General features: G+C 67.0%; 17 protein-coding genes. 14 read left to right on the top strand and 3 right to left on the bottom strand.

All coding sequences use genetic code 11. The features are described 5' to 3' along the window. From B3547_RS00345 to B3547_RS00325, 5 genes are all read left to right on the top strand, one after another. On the top strand, positions 1-954 hold a 954-nt coding region (locus B3547_RS00345; RefSeq protein ID WP_292959526.1), incomplete at its 5' end, for a methyltransferase domain-containing protein. Further along, positions 951-1,892, top strand: coding sequence for a methylenetetrahydrofolate reductase [NAD(P)H] (gene metF, locus B3547_RS00340; protein WP_125954024.1), 942 nt, complete (start codon positions 951-953; stop codon positions 1,890-1,892). The genes B3547_RS00345 and metF, both read left to right, overlap by 4 nt. Next, positions 1,889-2,950 (top strand): homocysteine S-methyltransferase family protein, encoded by a 1,062-nt coding sequence (locus B3547_RS00335; RefSeq protein WP_292959525.1) that lies wholly within the window; start codon positions 1,889-1,891, stop codon positions 2,948-2,950. The genes metF and B3547_RS00335 overlap by 4 nt, the downstream gene beginning before the upstream one ends. Positions 2,951-3,066: 116 nt before the next feature. Beyond that, on the top strand, positions 3,067-5,697 hold the full coding sequence (metH, locus tag B3547_RS00330) for a methionine synthase (RefSeq protein WP_292959524.1): 2,631 nt from the start codon (positions 3,067-3,069) through the stop codon (positions 5,695-5,697). Positions 5,698-5,831: 134 nt separating this feature from the next. Next, positions 5,832-6,452 carry a hypothetical protein gene (locus tag B3547_RS00325; protein ID WP_292959523.1) on the top strand — a complete coding sequence of 207 codons (621 nt, stop codon included), beginning with the start codon at positions 5,832-5,834 and terminating at the stop codon, positions 6,450-6,452. A gap of 36 nt (positions 6,453-6,488) precedes the next feature. On the opposite strand, the gene nadB is transcribed toward B3547_RS00325, so the two are convergent. Both nadB and B3547_RS00315 read right to left on the bottom strand, forming a co-directional pair. Further along, complete coding sequence (gene nadB / locus B3547_RS00320; RefSeq protein WP_194918660.1) at positions 6,489-8,072, bottom strand: L-aspartate oxidase; 1,584 nt, start codon at positions 8,070-8,072, stop codon at positions 6,489-6,491. 220 nt (positions 8,073-8,292) lie between these two features. Continuing rightward, entirely contained in the window at positions 8,293-9,255 is a 963-nt protein-coding gene (locus B3547_RS00315) for an ABC transporter ATP-binding protein (RefSeq protein WP_124808186.1), read from the bottom strand. Positions 9,256-9,385: 130 nt separating this feature from the next. Here B3547_RS00315 and B3547_RS00310 point away from each other — a divergent pair, with 130 nt between their 5' ends. The 9 genes from B3547_RS00310 to B3547_RS00270 all read left to right on the top strand — a co-directional run bounded on the left by B3547_RS00310 (position 9,386) and on the right by B3547_RS00270 (position 15,876). Next, the gene (locus B3547_RS00310; RefSeq protein ID WP_124808246.1) at positions 9,386-9,616 is read left to right on the top strand and encodes a zinc-finger domain-containing protein; all 231 of its coding nucleotides are present in this window, start codon (positions 9,386-9,388) and stop codon (positions 9,614-9,616) included. Between the two features lie 48 nt (positions 9,617-9,664). Beyond that, positions 9,665-11,107, top strand: a complete 1,443-nt coding sequence (gene tldD / locus B3547_RS00305) for a metalloprotease TldD (protein WP_124808187.1) — start codon at positions 9,665-9,667, stop codon at positions 11,105-11,107. 14 nt (positions 11,108-11,121) lie between these two features. Beyond that, positions 11,122-11,574, top strand: a complete 453-nt coding sequence (locus B3547_RS00300; RefSeq protein ID WP_292959522.1) for a GFA family protein — start codon at positions 11,122-11,124, stop codon at positions 11,572-11,574. An 82-nt stretch (positions 11,575-11,656) separates the two neighbouring features. Beyond that, positions 11,657-12,088 carry a hypothetical protein gene (locus tag B3547_RS00295; RefSeq protein ID WP_125954017.1) on the top strand — a complete coding sequence of 144 codons (432 nt, stop codon included), beginning with the start codon at positions 11,657-11,659 and terminating at the stop codon, positions 12,086-12,088. A gap of 52 nt (positions 12,089-12,140) precedes the next feature. Next, a complete protein-coding gene (locus tag B3547_RS00290) occupies positions 12,141-12,671 on the top strand; it encodes a GNAT family N-acetyltransferase (RefSeq protein WP_223806476.1) in 531 nt (176 codons plus the stop codon). An 87-nt stretch (positions 12,672-12,758) separates the two neighbouring features. After that, entirely contained in the window at positions 12,759-13,886 is a 1,128-nt protein-coding gene (gene ispG, locus B3547_RS00285; RefSeq protein ID WP_124808190.1) for a flavodoxin-dependent (E)-4-hydroxy-3-methylbut-2-enyl-diphosphate synthase, read from the top strand. Positions 13,887-13,964: 78 nt separating this feature from the next. Then, positions 13,965-14,528, top strand: a complete 564-nt coding sequence (locus tag B3547_RS00280) for a retropepsin-like aspartic protease family protein (RefSeq protein WP_125954016.1) — start codon at positions 13,965-13,967, stop codon at positions 14,526-14,528. A 156-nt stretch (positions 14,529-14,684) separates the two neighbouring features. Beyond that, positions 14,685-15,176 carry a GNAT family N-acetyltransferase gene (locus B3547_RS00275; protein ID WP_124808192.1) on the top strand — a complete coding sequence of 164 codons (492 nt, stop codon included), beginning with the start codon at positions 14,685-14,687 and terminating at the stop codon, positions 15,174-15,176. 61 nt (positions 15,177-15,237) lie between these two features. Next, complete coding sequence (locus B3547_RS00270) at positions 15,238-15,876, top strand: murein L,D-transpeptidase catalytic domain-containing protein (RefSeq protein ID WP_124808193.1); 639 nt, start codon at positions 15,238-15,240, stop codon at positions 15,874-15,876. Positions 15,877-15,911: 35 nt separating this feature from the next. Here the strand turns inward: B3547_RS00270 and B3547_RS00265 are convergent. Beyond that, positions 15,912-17,184: L,D-transpeptidase family protein (locus B3547_RS00265; protein WP_292959521.1), on the bottom strand; the 1,273-nt coding region annotated here is incomplete at its 5' end.

Below are 17,184 nucleotides of genomic sequence, written 5' to 3'. Positions count from 1 at the left end.
GTGCTGGGGCAAAGCCAGCCGCGCGTTTCGCGCCATGTGAAGATCCTGTGCGATGCCGGGCTGGCCGAACGCCGCCGCGAAGGCGGATGGGTGTTCCTGCGCGCCGCGATCGGCAGCGATGCCGATACCGGGGGCGAGAGCGCCGCGATCGGGGTGGTGGTGGCCCGCCTGCTGGCCGTGGCGGAAGAGACGGATGCCGGGTTCGGCCTGCGCTGTTCGGAGGATCGCCAGCATCTCGATGCGGTGCGCGCCCTGCGCGAGACGCATGCCGCCGATTACTTCGCGCGCCATGCCGAGCAATGGGACCACCTGCGCAGCCTGCACATCGCCGACGGCCCGGTGGAAGCCGCGCTGGTAGAGATGCTGGGGCAGGGTGCGGAATCCCCGGCACTGGGCCGCGTGCTGGACGTGGGCACCGGCACGGGGCGCATGGCCGAACTGTTCGCGGCGCGGGCCGATCGTGTGGTGGCGCTCGACAAGAGCCCGGAAATGCTGCGCGTGGCCCGCACCCGGCTCCAGCATCTGCCCGCCGGCCGGGTCGAACTGGTGCAGGGCGATTTCGCGCAACTGCCGTTCGCGCCGGGCAGCTTCGATACCGTGCTGTTCCATCAGGTGCTGCACTATGCGATCGCGCCGGAAGCGGTGCTGGCCGAAGCCGCGCGGGTCACCGCGCCGGGCGGCCGTGTCGCCATCGTCGATTTCGCCGCGCACGACCGCGAGGAACTGCGCACCGCGCACGCTCATGCGCGTCTTGGCTTTTCAGACGCCCAGGTGGAAAAGCTCCTGCTCGATGCGGGGTTCAAACCCGATGGCGAACGTGCGCTGCCGGGGCACGAACTGATCGTAAAGGTCTGGACCGGCGTCCGCAGCGCGCACGTCCAGGCTGCTCCGGCCGGCAACGTCACCTCTATCCAGCCCGAACATGCCCGCACCGGGCGGAAGGCCACGTCATGACCACGTCCTACGACCAGCTGCGCGAAGCGCGCACCGCTCTCGATACGCCTTTGTTCGCCGGGCTTCCCGGCGACATTCGCGTGAGCTTCGAATTCTTCCCGCCCAAGACCGACGCGCTGATGACGCAGCTTTGGGATGTGGTGACCACGCTGGCGCCACTGGAGCCGCAGTTCGTTTCGGTGACTTACGGCGCGGGCGGCTCCACGCGCGATCGCACCCACGGCACCGTCGCGCGGATCATTTCCGAAGCGCGCCTGCCGGCCGCCGCGCACCTGACTTGCGTGGACGCCAGCAAGGCGGAAATCCGCGAGGTGGCGGAAGGGTACTGGGACGCCGGCGTGCGGCATATCGTAGCGCTGCGTGGCGACATGGGCGCGCCCGGCGTGCCGTTCACGCCCCACCCCGAAGGCTATGCCAACGCGGCGGAACTCGTCGCCGGGCTGAAGGCGATCGCGCCGTTCGAGATTTCGGTCGCGGCCTATCCCGAAAGCCACCCGGATTCGCCCAGCGTTCAGGCGGATATCGACAACCTCAAGCGCAAGCTCGATGCCGGCGCCACGCGCGCGATCAGCCAGTTCTTCTTCGAACCCGAGACGTTCTTCCGCTTCCGTGACAAGCTGGCGGCGGCGGGGATCGATGCGCCGGTGCTGCCGGGTATCCTGCCCGTGTCGAACGTCGCACAGACGCGCAAGTTTGCGGCGGCCTGCGGCGCGGCGATCCCGGCGTGGATGGATGGCCTGTTCGAAGGGCTGGACACGCATCCCGCCTCGCGCCAGCTCGTCGCCGCGACGATCGCCGCCGAGTTCTGCCGCCGCCTCTATGCCGGCGGCGTGCGCGATTTCCACTTCTACACGCTCAACCGGGCCGAACTGAGCTACGCAATCTGCCACCTGCTTGGTCTGCGTCCCGGCCGTCCCGCACTGGAAAAGGCCGCATGACTCTCACCCCATCCTCCGCCCGCGCCGCGCTGCTCGATCAGGCGCGCCAGCGCATTCTCATCACCGATGGCGCCTTCGGCACCGAGATCCAGCGCTGGAAGCTGTCCGAGGAGGACTATGCCGGCACGCTGGGGCTGGCCAAGGACCAGAAGGGCAACAACGACATTCTCGCGCTGACCAAGCCCGAAGTGCCCGAATCGATCCATCGCGCCTATTTTGAGGCCGGGGCGGACATTGCCGAAACCAACACGTTCTCGGCCAACCGCATCAGCCAGGCGGATTACGCGGCCGAGCATCTGGTGCGCGAGATCAACCTCGAATCCGCGAAGCTCGCCCGGCGGATCGCCGACGAGTTCGCCGCTAAAGATGGCCGCCCGCGCTTCGTTGCCGGCGCGATCGGTCCGACCAACAAGACGCTGTCGCTCTCGCCCGACGTCAACGACCCCGGCTTCCGCGAGATCGACTGGGATTTCCTCGTCGATGTCTATGCCGAACAGATCGCCGCGCTGGTCGAAGGGGGGGCGGACTTCATCCTGATCGAGACGGTGTTCGATACGCTGAACGCCAAGGCAGGGGTGATGGCGGTGCGCAAGGTGGAGGCGGCGCTGGGCCGCGAAATCCCGATCATGTTGTCGATGACGCTGACCGACCTTTCCGGCCGCAACCTGTCCGGCCACACGGTGGAGGCGTTCTGGTACGCGGTGCGCCATGCCCGGCCGGTCACGATCGGCCTCAACTGCTCGTTCGGCGCCACCCAGCTGCGCCCGCACGTGAAGGCGCTGTCGGAAATCGCCGACACGCTGATCATGGTCTATCCCAACGCCGGCCTGCCCAACGAACTGGGCGAATACGACGAGATGCCGCTGACCACCGCCGGTCTCGTCCGGGAATGGGCCCATCACGGCCAGGTCAACATCCTCGGCGGCTGCTGTGGGTCCACGCCCGATCACATCGCGGCGATGGCCCAGACGGTTGCCGGGCTTGCCCCGCGCGCCTTGCCCCATCCCGATCAGGTCACGCGCCTGGCCGGGCTGGAACCGTTCGTGATGGCGGCGTGAACCAGTTCCCCTCCCGCTAGCGGGAGGGGGCAGGGGTGGGCAGCGCAACGGCGCCCGCTCCAAGAGAAAAGAACCCACCCCCGGCCCCTCCCGCAAGCGGGAGGGGGGAGCATCAGATGACCACCCAAGCCTCTTCCCGTTTCGTCAACGTCGGCGAACGCACCAACGTTACCGGTTCCGCCGCGTTCAAGAAGCTGATCCTCGCGGGGGACTACGCGAAGGCGGTCGAGGTCGCGCGCCAGCAGGTCGAGAACGGCGCGCAGGTGATCGACGTCAACATGGACGAGGGCCTGCTCGACGCGGTCGAGGCGATGACCACGTTCCTGAAGCTGATCGCTGCCGAACCCGACATCGCGCGCGTGCCGGTGATGATCGACAGCTCGAAGTGGGAGGTGATCGAGGCGGGCCTCAAGTGTGTCTCCGGCAAGCCGATCGTCAATTCGATTTCGATGAAGGAAGGCGAGGAAGCCTTCCTCGATCACGCGCGCAAATGCATGGACTATGGCGCGGCCGTGGTCGTGATGGCCTTCGATGAAAAGGGTCAGGCCGACACCAAGGAGCGCAAGGTCGAAATCTGCAGCCGCGCCTACACGCTGTTGACGGGCATCGGCTTCCGGCCCGAAGACATCGTGTTCGATCCCAACGTCTTCGCCGTTGCCACCGGCATCGAGGAGCACGACCGCTACGCGCTCGATTTCATCGAGGCCACGCGCGAGATCAAGGCGGCCTGCCCGCACGTCCACATTTCCGGCGGCCTGTCCAACCTCTCGTTCTCGTTCCGCGGCAACGAGACGGTGCGGCGCGCCATGCATTCGGTGTTCCTCTACCACGCCATCCCGGCGGGCATGGACATGGCGATCGTCAACGCCGGCCAGCTCGACATCTACGACCAGATCGATCCCGTGCTGCGCGAAGCCTGCGAGGACGTATTGCTGATGCGCCGGGCAGACGCCACCGAGCGGCTGATCGATCTGGCGGAAAGCTACAAGGGGCAGGACAAGGCGGCCGAGAAGGCGGCCGAGGAATGGCGTGGCTGGGATGTCGTGCGCCGGCTGGAACACGCGCTGGTCAAGGGTATAGACGCCCATATCGTCGACGATACCGAGGAAGCGCGCCAGCAGATCGCCGCGCGCAACGGCCGCCCGATCGAAGTGATCGAAGGCCCGCTGATGGAAGGCATGAACACCGTTGGCGACCTGTTCGGATCGGGCAAGATGTTCCTGCCGCAGGTGGTCAAGTCCGCGCGCGTGATGAAGAAGGCGGTGGCGCACCTGATCCCGTTCATCGAGGCGGAGAAGGACGCCGGCTCCAAGGCCAAGGGCCGCATCGTGATGGCCACGGTGAAGGGCGATGTACACGATATCGGCAAGAACATCGTCGGCGTCGTGCTCCAGTGCAACGGCTACGAGGTGATCGACCTGGGCGTGATGGTGCCGTGGGCGACGATCCTGCAGGCCGCCAACGAGAACGAGGCCGACATCATCGGCCTCTCGGGCCTCATCACCCCCTCGCTCGACGAGATGGTGACCGTGGCCGAGGAAATGCAGCGCGCCGGCATGACCATCCCGCTGCTGATCGGCGGGGCCACCACCAGCAAGGTCCACACCGCGCTGCGCATCGATCCGGCTTATGACGGCCCGGTGGTCCACGTGCTCGACGCCAGTCGCGCGGTCGGGGTCGCCAGCCAGTTGCTGTCGGATACGCAGCACGATGGCTTCGTGAAGGCGACCGCCGCCGATTACCAGCACGTGCGCGATGCCCGCGCGGGCAAGGGCGCATCGAAGCTGCTGCCGCTGGCCGATGCGCGCGACAACGCCTTCGCGCCCGATTTCTCGGAAAAGGCGCCGCCGCCCGAACAGCCGGGCCTGCACGTATTTCCCGAATGGGATCTCGCCGATCTGGTCGACTGTTTCGACTGGACGCCGTTCTTCCGCGCCTGGGAACTGGCCGGCACTTATCCCGCGATCCTCGACGACGCGGTGGTGGGCGAAAGCGCGCGCAACCTCTACGCCGATGCCCGCGCGATGCTCGAAACCATCGTCGCCGAAAAGTGGCTGACGGCCAAGGCTGTCGCCGGGTTCTGGCCCTGCGCCCGCCACGGCGACGACGTGGTGCTGCATCCCGATGACGACGAACGGTCGGTGCGCCTGCCGTTCCTGCGCCAGCAATTCATCAAGAGCCGGGGGCCAAATGGAACGGGGAGGGCCAATTTCTGCCTGGCCGATTTCATCGATCCGGCGGGGGACTGGCTGGGCGGCTTCGCCGTCGGCATCCACGGCATCGAACCGCATCTGGAGCGGTTCAAGGCCGCGCACGACGACTATTCGGACATCCTGCTGAAAGCGCTGGCCGATCGCTTCGCCGAAGCCTTCGCCGAACGCCTGCACCAGCACGTGCGCACGACGCTGTGGGCCTATGCGCCGGGCGAACAGCTCACCAACGAGGCGCTGATCCGCGAGCAGTACCGCGGCATCCGTCCCGCACCCGGCTATCCGGCCTGCCCGGATCACAGCCTGAAGCCGATCCTGTTCGATCTGCTGGGCGCGCAAGAGAACGCCGGGATCGTGCTGACGGAGAGCCAGGCGATGCTGCCCACGGCGGCGGTCTCGGGCTTCTATTTCGCCCACCCGGAAAGCCAGTACTTCGGCGTTGCTACCATCGGGCGCGACCAGCTTGAGGACTACGCCGGCCGGCGCGGGATGGACCTGGCCGCGGCGGAGCGGTGGCTGCGGCCGAATCTGGACTAGGAGTCCGTCAATCGGGGCGATCTGGCGCTACATCGCGCAGCATCCGGACAGGGTGTGAAACGCGGTGAAATGTAGCGAAAAATATTAGAATTCCGCCATTTCGGTCCGTCCTTGCGAGAGCAAGGAGAATAGCCATGTCGATCGGTTCCATTACATCGGCCGTCACGTCGGCCGCCTCGTCCGGCAGCACGCTGGCCAGCCTGTTGCAGACGAGCGGTCTGTCCGCCGACAAGATCAAGATCGTCGAAGGTGATCTCGCCGACACCCGGCAATCGCTGGCGTCGAGCATGTCGGCCAGCGTTTCGGGCACGGTCGACAGCACCGCGTTCCGCGCCGCGATCGATGCGAAGATCGCCGACGATGTCGCTTCGGGCAAGTTGACCGCGAAGGATGCCGAGGCGGTCGGCAAGGCGCTCGATCAGATCGAGGGAACCGCTTCCGGCGCAAGCGCTTCCACCGACGCCAGTGGAGCAGCCTCGGTCACGGCAGCGGCGGCCGGTGGTCATGGTGGAGGCGGTGGGGGCGACACCAAGACCGAAGTCTCGCGCGTGGAAACGGTCGCCGGCGGGATCATGACCACGGTCATCACCTATAGCGACGGCAGCACCGAAACGCAGACCAGCGTGACCACCGACCCCGATACCGGTTCGACAAATGCCACGTCGGGCACCAAGACGGGCAAGAGCGACGAGCAGAAGGCGCAGGACTACCTCGCGTCGCTCCAGCCGGGCACGCTGTTCAACGTGATGGCCTGATGGCCTGATGCCCGGGGCCGGGGCCGGGGCCGGGGCTCAGCGCGGTGTCAGGACGGTATCGCGCGCGGCATCGTCGGTCTGCGGATAATCCAGGTTGTAGTGCAGGCCCCGGCTTTCGTGCCGGGCGCGGGCCGACTGGACGATCAGGTCGGCGCTCTGCAGCAGGTTGCGCAGTTCGATCAGGTCGGTCGAGACGCGGAAGTGGCCGTAGTAGTCGTTCACCTCGTCCTCCAGCATCTTGATCCGGTGCGCGGCGCGTTCCAGCCGCTTGTCGGTGCGCACGATGCCCACGTAGTTCCACATGAAGCGGCGGATTTCGGTCCAGTTCTGCTTGATCACCACTTCCTCGTCGGAATCGGTCACGCGGCTTTCGTCCCACGGGCGCACCGCGGGTGGGGCGTCGAAGCTGTCCCACCGCGCGAGGATGTCGCGCGCGGCGGCATCGCCGAACACGAAGCATTCGAGCAGCGAATTGGAGGCCAGGCGGTTGGCGCCGTGCAACCCGCTTTCGGTGCATTCGCCCGCCGCGTAGAGGCCGGGCAGGTCGGTACGGCCGGCCAGGTCGATCAGGATGCCGCCGCAGGTATAGTGCTGCGCGGGCACAACCGGGATCGGCTGCTTCGTCATGTCGATGCCGAGGCCGAGCAGCTTCTCGTAGATGTTGGGAAAGTGGCTGCGCACGAAGCCGGCCGGCATGTGGCTGATGTCGAGGTGCACGAAATCGAGGCCGAAGCGCTTGATCTCGGAATCGATCGCGCGCGCCACGATATCGCGCGGGGCGAGTTCGAGCCGTTCGGCGTCGTAGAATTCCATGAAGCGCTTGCCGGTGCGCGGATTGATCAGCCGCCCGCCCTCGCCACGCACCGCCTCTGTAATCAGGAAGTTCTTGACCTCCAGATGATAGAGGCAGGTGGGGTGAAACTGCATCATCTCCATGTTGGAGACGCGCGCGCCGGCGCGCCAGGCCATGGCGATGCCGTCGCCGGTCGCGCCGCGCGGGGCGGTGGAGAACTGATAGACGCGGCCGGCGCCGCCGGTGGCGAGGATCGTGGCGCGCGCGGTGTGCGCTTCCACCGTGCCGCTGGCCTCGTCGAGCGCATAGACTCCCCAGACCCGGCCCGATCCGGAATAGCGCGCCTGTTCGTGCCGCCCGGTGATCAGATCGATGCAGGCCCGTCCCGGCAGCAGGGTGATGTTGGGGTGTTCGCGCGCCGCCTGCAGCAGCGCCTTCTGCACCGCCGCGCCCGTGGCATCGTCGACGTGGACGATGCGCCGGTGCGAATGCCCGCCTTCGCGCGTCAGGTGCAGCGCGCCGGCCTCGGCATTGAAGGGAACGCCGAGGTCGGCGAGTCGCCGGATCGCCTCGGGCGCGTGCTCGATCACGAATTCGACCGTCTCGTGCCGGTTCAGCCCGGACCCGGCGATCATCGTGTCGCGGATGTGGTCCTCGAAGGTATCGCCTTCGTCGAGCACGGCGGCGATGCCGCCCTGCGCCCAGGCGGTCGACCCACCATCGAGCGCGCCCTTGGCCAGCACGAGGACGCGGCACTTTTCCGCCAGCACCAGCGCGGCGGTTAACCCGGCCGCGCCGGAACCGATGATCAGGACGTCGTGGCTCACTGCCTGCTGCCTTCCGTCATGGCCCGCGCCATGCCCTGTTCTGCGCGATCCGTGGCCGCTGCACGCCGCCCGCGGGTCTGCAAGGATTCTGTCACGCGCGCGCTTTGCCGCGCGCGAAGCCGTTTGAAAAGCGCGAACTGGCGGGCGCGGCGGGGCAGGGAGGGCCGCGTTTGTTCAATTTCGCAAGTGCAAAATCCGGGATGACTTCGCTTGCGGGCGTTCAGGCAGCCTGCGCGGGTTCGCTGGTGAGCGAGACGAACACGTCCTCGAGATCGGCTTCGCGCGTGGAGACGTCGACGATTGCGTAGCCCTGTCCCTGCACCAGGGCGAGCACTTCGCCGGCATTCATCTGGTCCTTGTCGTACGTGACCTCGACTTGTCGTTCACCCGAAATCACGCTCTTGCGGAAGGCCGGATGCTGCGGTGCGGCGGGAACGTCCCGGTCGAGCGTCAGCACCACGATCTTCTCGCGTGCCATGTCGACCAGTTCGCGCGTCGGCTTGTTGGCGATGAGCTGGCCGTGGTTGATGATGGCGATGCGCTCGCACAGTTCCTCGGCCTCTTCGAGATAGTGCGTGGTCAGGACGACGGTAACGCCTTCTTCCTTGTTCAGGTGCGAAACCAGTTCCCACAGCTGGCGGCGCAGTTCCACGTCCACGCCGGCGGTCGGCTCGTCGAGCACGATGATCGGCGGATTGTGGACCAGGGCCTTGGCGATCAGCAGGCGGCGCTTCATCCCCCCCGAAAGCGTGCGGGCATAGGCCTTGGCCTTGTCTTCCAGATGCACCGCGCGCAGCAGGTCCATCGACCGGCGCAGCGCCTTGGGCACGCCATAGAGCCCGGCCTGATTCTCCAGCACCTCGATCGGGGTGAAAAACGGGTCGAACACGATTTCCTGCGGCACGATGCCGATCGATGCCTTGGCGTTGCGCCGGTCGCGATCGATGTCGTGGCCCCAGATCTCGACGCTGCCCGAGGTCTTCATCACCAGCCCGGCAAGCGTGTTGATCAGCGTGGACTTGCCCGCGCCGTTGGGGCCGAGCAGGCCGAAGATCTGGCCCTGCGGCACGTCGAAGCTCACGCCCTGCAGGGCCAGCTTGCCCGGAGCCTTGCCTGAGGCGGCGTATTGCTTGACGAGGTCGCGGATGCGGATCGCGGGCGGAACCGTGGGTGTGGAATCCATAGGCTATGCTATTTAGGCGCGAACCGCGCCGGGTAAAGGGCCAATGCACCGCGACCCCGGACCAAAGGATGACCCGCCCTTGTCCACGCACGCTCTGGAATCGCCGCCGCTTCCCCGCTATAGCGCGGCCATGAGCAAGGCCCCCGAAACCGTTTTCACCACGTCCCACCGCGTCAGCTGCGACGGTGCGGGCGACATTCGCGGCGGCGCCGCGTTCAAGCCCTCGGCGCTCGGCCATCCGCGCGTGTGGCTGGAAATCGATGAGCGCGGCTATGTCGATTGCGGTTATTGCGACAAGCGCTTCGTGCTGAAGGGCGGCCCGGCGGATACTGCTAGCTCTGACGCCGCGCAGGCGGCCTGATCTTTCCCGAGTAGCGCGGGCGCGTTTCGCCTCCTATATCGGGAGGCGATGACCGACTTTTCCGACACCCGCTCGCTCCTTTACCGTTCCGGCGCGCTGACGCCCGACGATGCCCTGCGCCTGACGCGCGATGCGCTGGCCGCGTGTGACGATGGGGAACTCTATCTCCAGTTCATCGCCAGCGAGAGCTTCGGATTCGATGACGGGCGGCTGAAGACGGCCGATTATTCGCGCGATGCGGGCTTCGGCCTGCGCGGCGTTTCGGGCGAGATGACGGGTTTTGCCCACGCCAACGAGATTTCCGCCGCCGCCATTGCGCGCGCGGGCGAAACGCTGAAGCTGCTCGATCCGGCGAAGGGCAGCGCCGCCGCGCCGCCGCGCAGCAGCAACCGCCACCTCTACACCGACGCTTCGCCGCTCGATGCGGTGCCGTTCGAGGCCAAGGTGCGGCTGCTCGAACAGATCGATGCCGCGGCCCGCGCCCGCGATCCGCGCGTGGCGCAGGTTTCGGCTTCGCTCGCCGGAAGCTGGTCGGTGGTGGAGATCGTCCGCGCGGATGGCTTCGTCGCGCATGACGTACGGCCGCTGGTGCGGCTCAACGTCTCGATCGTGGCCGAGCAGGACGGGCGGCGCGAAACCGGCAGCTTCGGCATCGGCGGACGACGGCTCTACGACGACCTGTTCGCGCCCGAGACGTGGAACCGCGCGATCGACAGCGCGCTGGCGCAGGCGCTGACCAACCTCGAATCGGTCGCCGCGCCGGCGGGTGAAATGACCGTGCTGCTCGGCCCCGGCTGGCCCGGCGTGCTGCTGCACGAAGCGGTGGGCCACGGCCTCGAAGGCGATTTCAACCGCAAGGGCACCAGCGCTTTTTCCGGCCGGATCGGCCAGCGCGTGGCCGCGCCCGGCGTGACGGTGATCGACGACGGCACGCTGCTGGGCGTGGGCGGCGCCGGCCGGCGCGGCTCGCTCAGCATCGATGACGAAGGCACGCCCACGCAGGAAAACGTGCTGATCGAGGACGGCATCCTCAAGGGCTATATCCAGGACCGGCTCAACGCCCGGCTGATGGGCGTGGCCCCCACCGGCAACGGCCGCCGCGAATCCTATGCCCACGCGCCGATGCCGCGCATGACCAACACCTTCATGCGCAGCGGCAACGACGATCCCGCCGAACTGCTGTCGCGCGTGAAGAACGGCATTTTCGCCAAGAGCTTCGGTGGCGGGCAGGTCGACATCACCAGCGGCAAGTTCGTGTTTTCCTGCACCGAGGCCTATCGCATCGAGAACGGCAGGCTGGGCGCGCCGATCAAGGGCGCCACGCTGATCGGCGATGGCCCCACCTGCCTGACCAAGGTTGTCGGCATCGGCAACGATCTGGCGCTCGACGAGGGCGTGGGCGTGTGCGGCAAGGGCGGGCAGAGCGTGCCGGCCGGCGTTGGCCAGCCGACGCTGCTGGTCGAAGGCCTGACCGTGGGCGGCACGGGCTGACGCGGGGAGCGGCGATGGCGATTGGCGACGCGATAACCGGCGGCTGCGCCTGCGGCGCGGTGCGCTGGCGGGCGGTGGACCGAGGCTTCCGCCCCTATGCCTGCCATTGCAAGGGATGCCAGACGCGGCAGGGCAGCGCCTTTGCGCTGAACCAGCAGGTGCTGGTAGCTGACCTGGTGACCGAAGGCGCGCCCATCGAGGGCACCTGCACCGGCAGCCAAAGCGCGACGGTGACGCACGTCGCGTGCCCTTCCTGCATGACCCGGCTCTACACGATAAACCACGAACGGCCCGAGATCGCCACGATCCGCACCGGCACGCGCGATGACAGCCCGGACCTTGTGCCCGCGTTCCACGTGTGGACATCGCGCAAGCAGCCGTGGATCGCGCTGCCGGACGACGTGCCGCAACTGGAAACCCAGCCCGCCACGCGCGAAGAATGGATGGCATTGGTCTTGCCCGCCTGAACGCTGCGCCGGTCAGCGCCTGTTCAGGGGAATTGTGCCATCGATCAAAGATCGATTTTTTCGGGAAAAGGACGTGCAAGCCATGAACAGAATTGCGCGCAGGACGGGTTTCGCTCTGGCCGCAGCAGCGATGGTGCTGACCGCTGCGGCGGCCGATGCCGCCAAGCCGAAACTGACGCCCGAACAGCAGCTTGCCAAGGCTCTGGAAGGGCGCGTGGCGGGCGCGCCGGTGGACTGCATCTACATGCCGACCGTCCGTTCGACCCAGATCTACGACAAGATCGCGATCGTCTATGACGCGGGCGGCACGCTCTATGTGCAGAAGCCGCGCGTGGGCGCCGAATCGCTCGACAACGACGACGTGCTCGTCACCCGGCTGACCAGTTCGCAGCTGTGCAGCATCGACACGGTGCATCTGGTCGACCGCACCAGTCACTTCCAGCGCGGCTTCGTGGGCCTGGACAAGTTCGTGCCTTACACCAAGCCGCCCAAGGTCGCTGCCGCGCGCAACTGATCGCGAACCGGCAAGGCTGGAAAGGCGTGGCTCCTGCCTCTATGGCCGGGGCATGGCCACACATTCCCTGACCGTCCGCCTTGCCACGCCCGCCGATGCCGCCGTGCTGGCCGATCTCGGCTGTCGCGCCTTCGTGGCCAAGTTCGGGCATCTCTACCGCCCCGAAGACCTTGCCGCATTCCTCGATGGCAGCCACACCGAGCAGAAGCTTCATGCCGAACTGACCGATCCGGGCATGGTGACAGCGGTGGTGGAGGACGGGGCTGGGCGGCTGCTCGCGTTCTGCAAGCTGCTGCTGGAAAGCAGCCTGCCGCGCGTGACCGATGCGGCCCGTCCGCTGGAATTGAAGCAGCTTTACGGCGATCCTGACGTGCTGGGGCAAGGCCTTGGCGCGCGGCTGATGGACTGGGCGCTGGACGAGGCGCGCAGGCGCCGCGCGGACGAGGTGCAGCTTTCGGTGTGGAGCGAAAACCCCGGCGCGCAGCGGTTCTACGGGCGCTACGGCTTCGTCAAGGTGGGCGAGGTGGACTTCATGGTGGGCGAGCAGCGCGACGAGGACTGGCTGTTCGCGCTGAAGCTGTAGGGTTCACACCTCACTTTCATCACCCATTTCGTGACTGGGCCCACATGCGGGCTTTTGCCCGCGCGCTGGCGGCGGTATAGGGCGCGCATGTCTTCCGTACGTCCATGGCGCGATATCGCGCGTCGCAAGAGCCGCCAGATCATGGTCGGCACGGTCCCCGTCGGTGGCGATGCGCCGATCACGGTCCAGACCATGACCAACACGCTGACCTCCGACCCGGTGGCGACGATCAACCAGATCCGCCGTTGCGAGGATGCCGGCGCGGACCTGATCCGCGTGTCGTGCCCCGATGTGGAAAGCACCGCCGCGCTCGGCAAGATCGTGAAGGCGGCGCGCATTCCGATCATCGCGGACATCCATTTCCACTACAAGCGCGCGCTGGAAGCGGCCGACGCGGGCGCGGCCTGCCTGCGCATCAACCCCGGCAACATCGGTTCGTCCGAACGCGTGGCCGAAGTGGTGCGCGCGGCGAAGGCCAACGGCTGCGCCATCCGCATCGGCGTGAATGCGGGCAGCCTGGAGAAGGACCTGCTCGAAAAGTACGGCGAACCCTGCCCCGAAGCGCTGGTCGAATCCGCGCTGGATCACATCAAGCTGCTGCAGGACCACGATTTCCACGAATACAAGGTGGCGGTGAAGGCCAGCGACGTGTTCCTGGCCGTGGCCGCCTACATGGGGCTGGCCGAAGCGGTCGATTGCCCGCTGCACCTGGGCATCACCGAGGCGGGCGGGCTGATCGGCGGCACGGTCAAGTCCTCGATCGGCATCGGCAATCTGCTGTGGGCCGGGATCGGCGACACCCTGCGTGTCTCGCTTTCGGCCGAGCCGGAAGAGGAAGTGCGCGTCGGCTTCGAAATCCTGAAATCGCTGGGCCTGCGCACGCGCGGCGTCCGCGTCGTCTCGTGCCCTTCGTGCGCGCGGCAGGGCTTCGATGTGATCCGCACCGTGGAAGCGCTGGAAGCGCGGCTCTCGCACATCAAGACGCCGCTTTCGCTCTCGGTGCTGGGCTGCGTGGTCAACGGCCCCGGCGAGGCGCGCGAGACCGATATCGGCCTGACCGGTGGCGGCAACGGCAAGCACATGGTCTATCTTTCGGGCGTGACCGACCACCATGTGCAGAGCGAGGATATGCTCGATCACATCGTGGCGCTGGTGGAAGCCAAGGCGGCGGAAATCGAGGCCGCGAACGACAAGGTCAGCGAAGCGGCGGAGTAATATCCGCCGTCCGGGGTGGCCTGTTTCCCGGGGGCCGGTTTCCCAATCGTCAACCTCTTGCGGTTAGACCGGCGGGCGATGAATCGCCTGCTGGTCCTTGTTGTCGGGATGACCGCGCTGCTGCTGATGCTGGCGCAGGGCGGCGGCGTGTTCAATCTGGCCGGGCCGGAAAGCGGTGCGACGGATGCGGCTTCGGTGACGGTCGCCGATCTGGATGCCGCGCGCGATGCGGATGGCCCGGATCGCGGCAATCCCCTCCAAAGTGGCGTGCGTGGCGGATCGACCGTGCTCGATCGCGGGGCGGACGGGCAATTCCACGTCTATGGCCGGGTCGATGGTGGCGAGGTGCGCTTCCTGGTCGATACCGGGGCGGACATGGTGGCGCTGACCGTGGATGACGCACGGCGGCTGGGCATCGATCCCCCGTCGTCGGCTTACCAGCCGATCCTGCGCACGGCTTCGGGGCAGGGTTATGGCGCGGTGGTGCGGATCGACCGGCTCGCCGTGGACGGGCGCGAGATCGGCGGAATCGAGGCGGTGGTGGTGCGCGATCTTTCGGTCAACCTGCTGGGGCAGTCGGCGCTGAAGCGGCTGGGCAAGGTGACGCTGGAAGGCGACCGGCTGGTGATTTCGGCAAGTTGACAAGTTTGCCAAGACGATGCCAGCCATCGTCATTGCGAGGCCATCGGCCGAAGCAATCCAGAGCGTTCCGCGATCCGCCCCTGGATTGCTTCGTCGGCTGTCGCCTCCTCGCAATGACGATTCCATTTTTGCATTCGTCGCGCTAACCGCGCGGGCATGAGCATTTCCATCCGGCCCGCCACGCCCGAAGACCTGCCGCTGATCGGCGCCTTCATTCGCGAACTGGCAGAGTACGAGAAACTGGCGCACGAGGTGCGCTTCGACGAGGCGGTGCTGGGCGCCAAGCTGTTCGGCCCGCGCCCCTATGCCGAAGTGGTGATCGGCGAAGTGGATGGCGCGGCGCAGGGCTTCGCGCTGTTTTTCCATAACTTCTCGACCTTCGAAGGGCGGCCGGGCGTCTATCTGGAAGACCTGTTCGTGCGGCCCGCCGCGCGCGGGGCGGGGCTGGGCAAGGCGTTGCTGGCGCACCTGGCCGCGTTGGCGATCGAGCGCGACTGCGCCCGTCTGGAATGGTGGGTTCTCGACTGGAACGAACCGGCCATCGGGTTCTACAAGGCGCTGGGCGCGCGGCCGATGGACGAATGGACCGTCATGCGCGTGGATGGAGAAGCGCTTGCGCGACTCGGGGCAAAGGCGTCAGATTCCTGACACGGGGACACGATTCGCGCCGTTAAGCTTAGGGCAGGGCGCGATGTGGCAGGGTAGTGGTATGAAGACTCGTGGGAACGAAGCCGGAATCGACCGGCGCGCGGTGCTGAAAGGCGTGGGCCTGGCGGCCGTGTCCGCGGTCGCGCCGGCGAAGGTTTTCGCGCAGCCCTATTCGCCAACCGAGCAGCACCGCCGCATCCTGGACGTTGCGAAGGAGCAGATGGAGCGCGTGCGCGCGCAGCTGTGGCGGACCGACGTGGTGGGCGTGGCCGATTTCGCGCTGCCCTCCTCGCTGCCGCGCCTGCACTTCGCCGATCTCGAAAAGGGCGAGGTGCGCTCGTTCCTCGTTGCCCACGGCAAGGGATCGGACCCGGAGCACGACGGCTTCCTCAAGCGCTTTTCCAACGAGCCGAACAGCCTCGCCACCTCGCGCGGGGCGTTCATCACCTACGAATGGTACAAGGGCAAGTACGGCACCTCGATCCGGCTGGGCGGGGTGGACCCGGACAACACCAACGCGCTCGACCGGGCGATCGTGATGCACCCGGCGTGGTACGCCAATACCGACATGTTGGCGAAATGGGGCAAGCTCGGCCGCAGCGACGGTTGCTTCGCGATGGGCGAGGCGGACTTCAACGAGGCGCTGTGGCACCTCTCCGGCGGCCGCCTGCTCTATGCGGACCGGCTGGGGATCGGATAGAACCCCGCCGGATCGCGCCTTGCGGTGCCGATGCCTTACAGCGGATTATCGAGCTTGATCACCGCCTCGTTGCTCTTGCGCTGGCTGGTGTGGAGCTGGCGCGGCTGGGCGAAGCTGGCGATGACTGGGGCATCGCGGCCATAGAGGTCGGAAAAGCTGCGCATCAGCCCGTTCACGTCGCGCGCGACGGTGAAATAGGTGATGTAGACCGGGAAGGTCTTGGTCATCGGCACCTTGGTGTACTTGCCGGAGAGCGTGTATTCGACACCCTGGTCCGGCGTGATGTCCGCGCCGAGGATGGCCATCGTCATCGCCAGTTCGCTGGCGCGTTCGGCGCGGATGCAGCCGTGCGACAACGCGCGGCTGGGCAGGTTGAACAGCGCGCGGTTGGGCGTATCGTGGATATAGATCGCATGTTCGTTGGGCATGTCGAGCTTCATCAGGCCCAGCGAATTGTTCGCCCCGGGCTGCTGCACCACGGTGATCGTGCCATCGGCGGATTTGCTGACGGCATAGCCCTGACGGCGGGCGGAGGCCGGGTTGCCGATCAGCCTGGCGCCCAGCCCTTCACCTTTCACGATCGACTGCGGCACCGTCCACGTCGGGTTGAACACCACGTTGCGGACCTGTTCGGCCAGCTGCGGCGTGGCGGTCTTGCCCGGCTTGCCGACAATGGCGCGATAGCTGCGGATGACCTTGTTGTTCACGGTCAGCCGAAGTTCCTGCTCGGGCACGTTGATGATCAGGTATTGCAGGCCGAGGTCGTGCGCCAGCCAGCGCCAGCGGTCCATGTTGGCGCGGATCATCGCGATCTGCGTCGGGTCCTTGGCCTTGGTCAGCATGGACTTGAGTTCGGCGTAATCCGGGTGTGTGGGGTTGAGCGAAGCGAGCACCCCCGGCACGTCGTGCTTTTCCATCGCTTCGGCCAGCAGCGCCGACGACGGGCGCACGTCCTGGTCGGGGTCGACCGCGAACCACTGGATGCGCGCGGTCATCGGGGTGCGGCCATCGCGCAGGTCTTCGGCCAGCCAGACGAACAGGCGGCTGGCAAGGGCGTTGAGATCGGGCCCCGGCCCCTTGGCGATGGCGGCGGCAAGCGCGGTTGGCTCGTAATCGCGCGAAAATAGCCCTTCGGCCCCGATGCCGCGGATCGCGGCGAGCAGCGCCTGCGCGTCGGCAACGGACCATTCCGCCAGCGGCGGCGGCAGCGGCGCCGGCGTGGGCTGAACGACGGGAGCCCCCGGCGCGGGTGCCGGCGCGGATGGCGAAGCGGCGGGCGCGGGCGCGGGATTCGGTGTGGATGTCGCG

The organism is Novosphingobium sp. UBA1939 (assembly GCF_002336885.1).
Lineage (GTDB): Bacteria > Pseudomonadota > Alphaproteobacteria > Sphingomonadales > Sphingomonadaceae > Novosphingobium.
The sequence above is the reverse complement of the archived record's forward strand: the minus strand, read 5'-3'. Positions and strand labels throughout refer to the sequence as shown.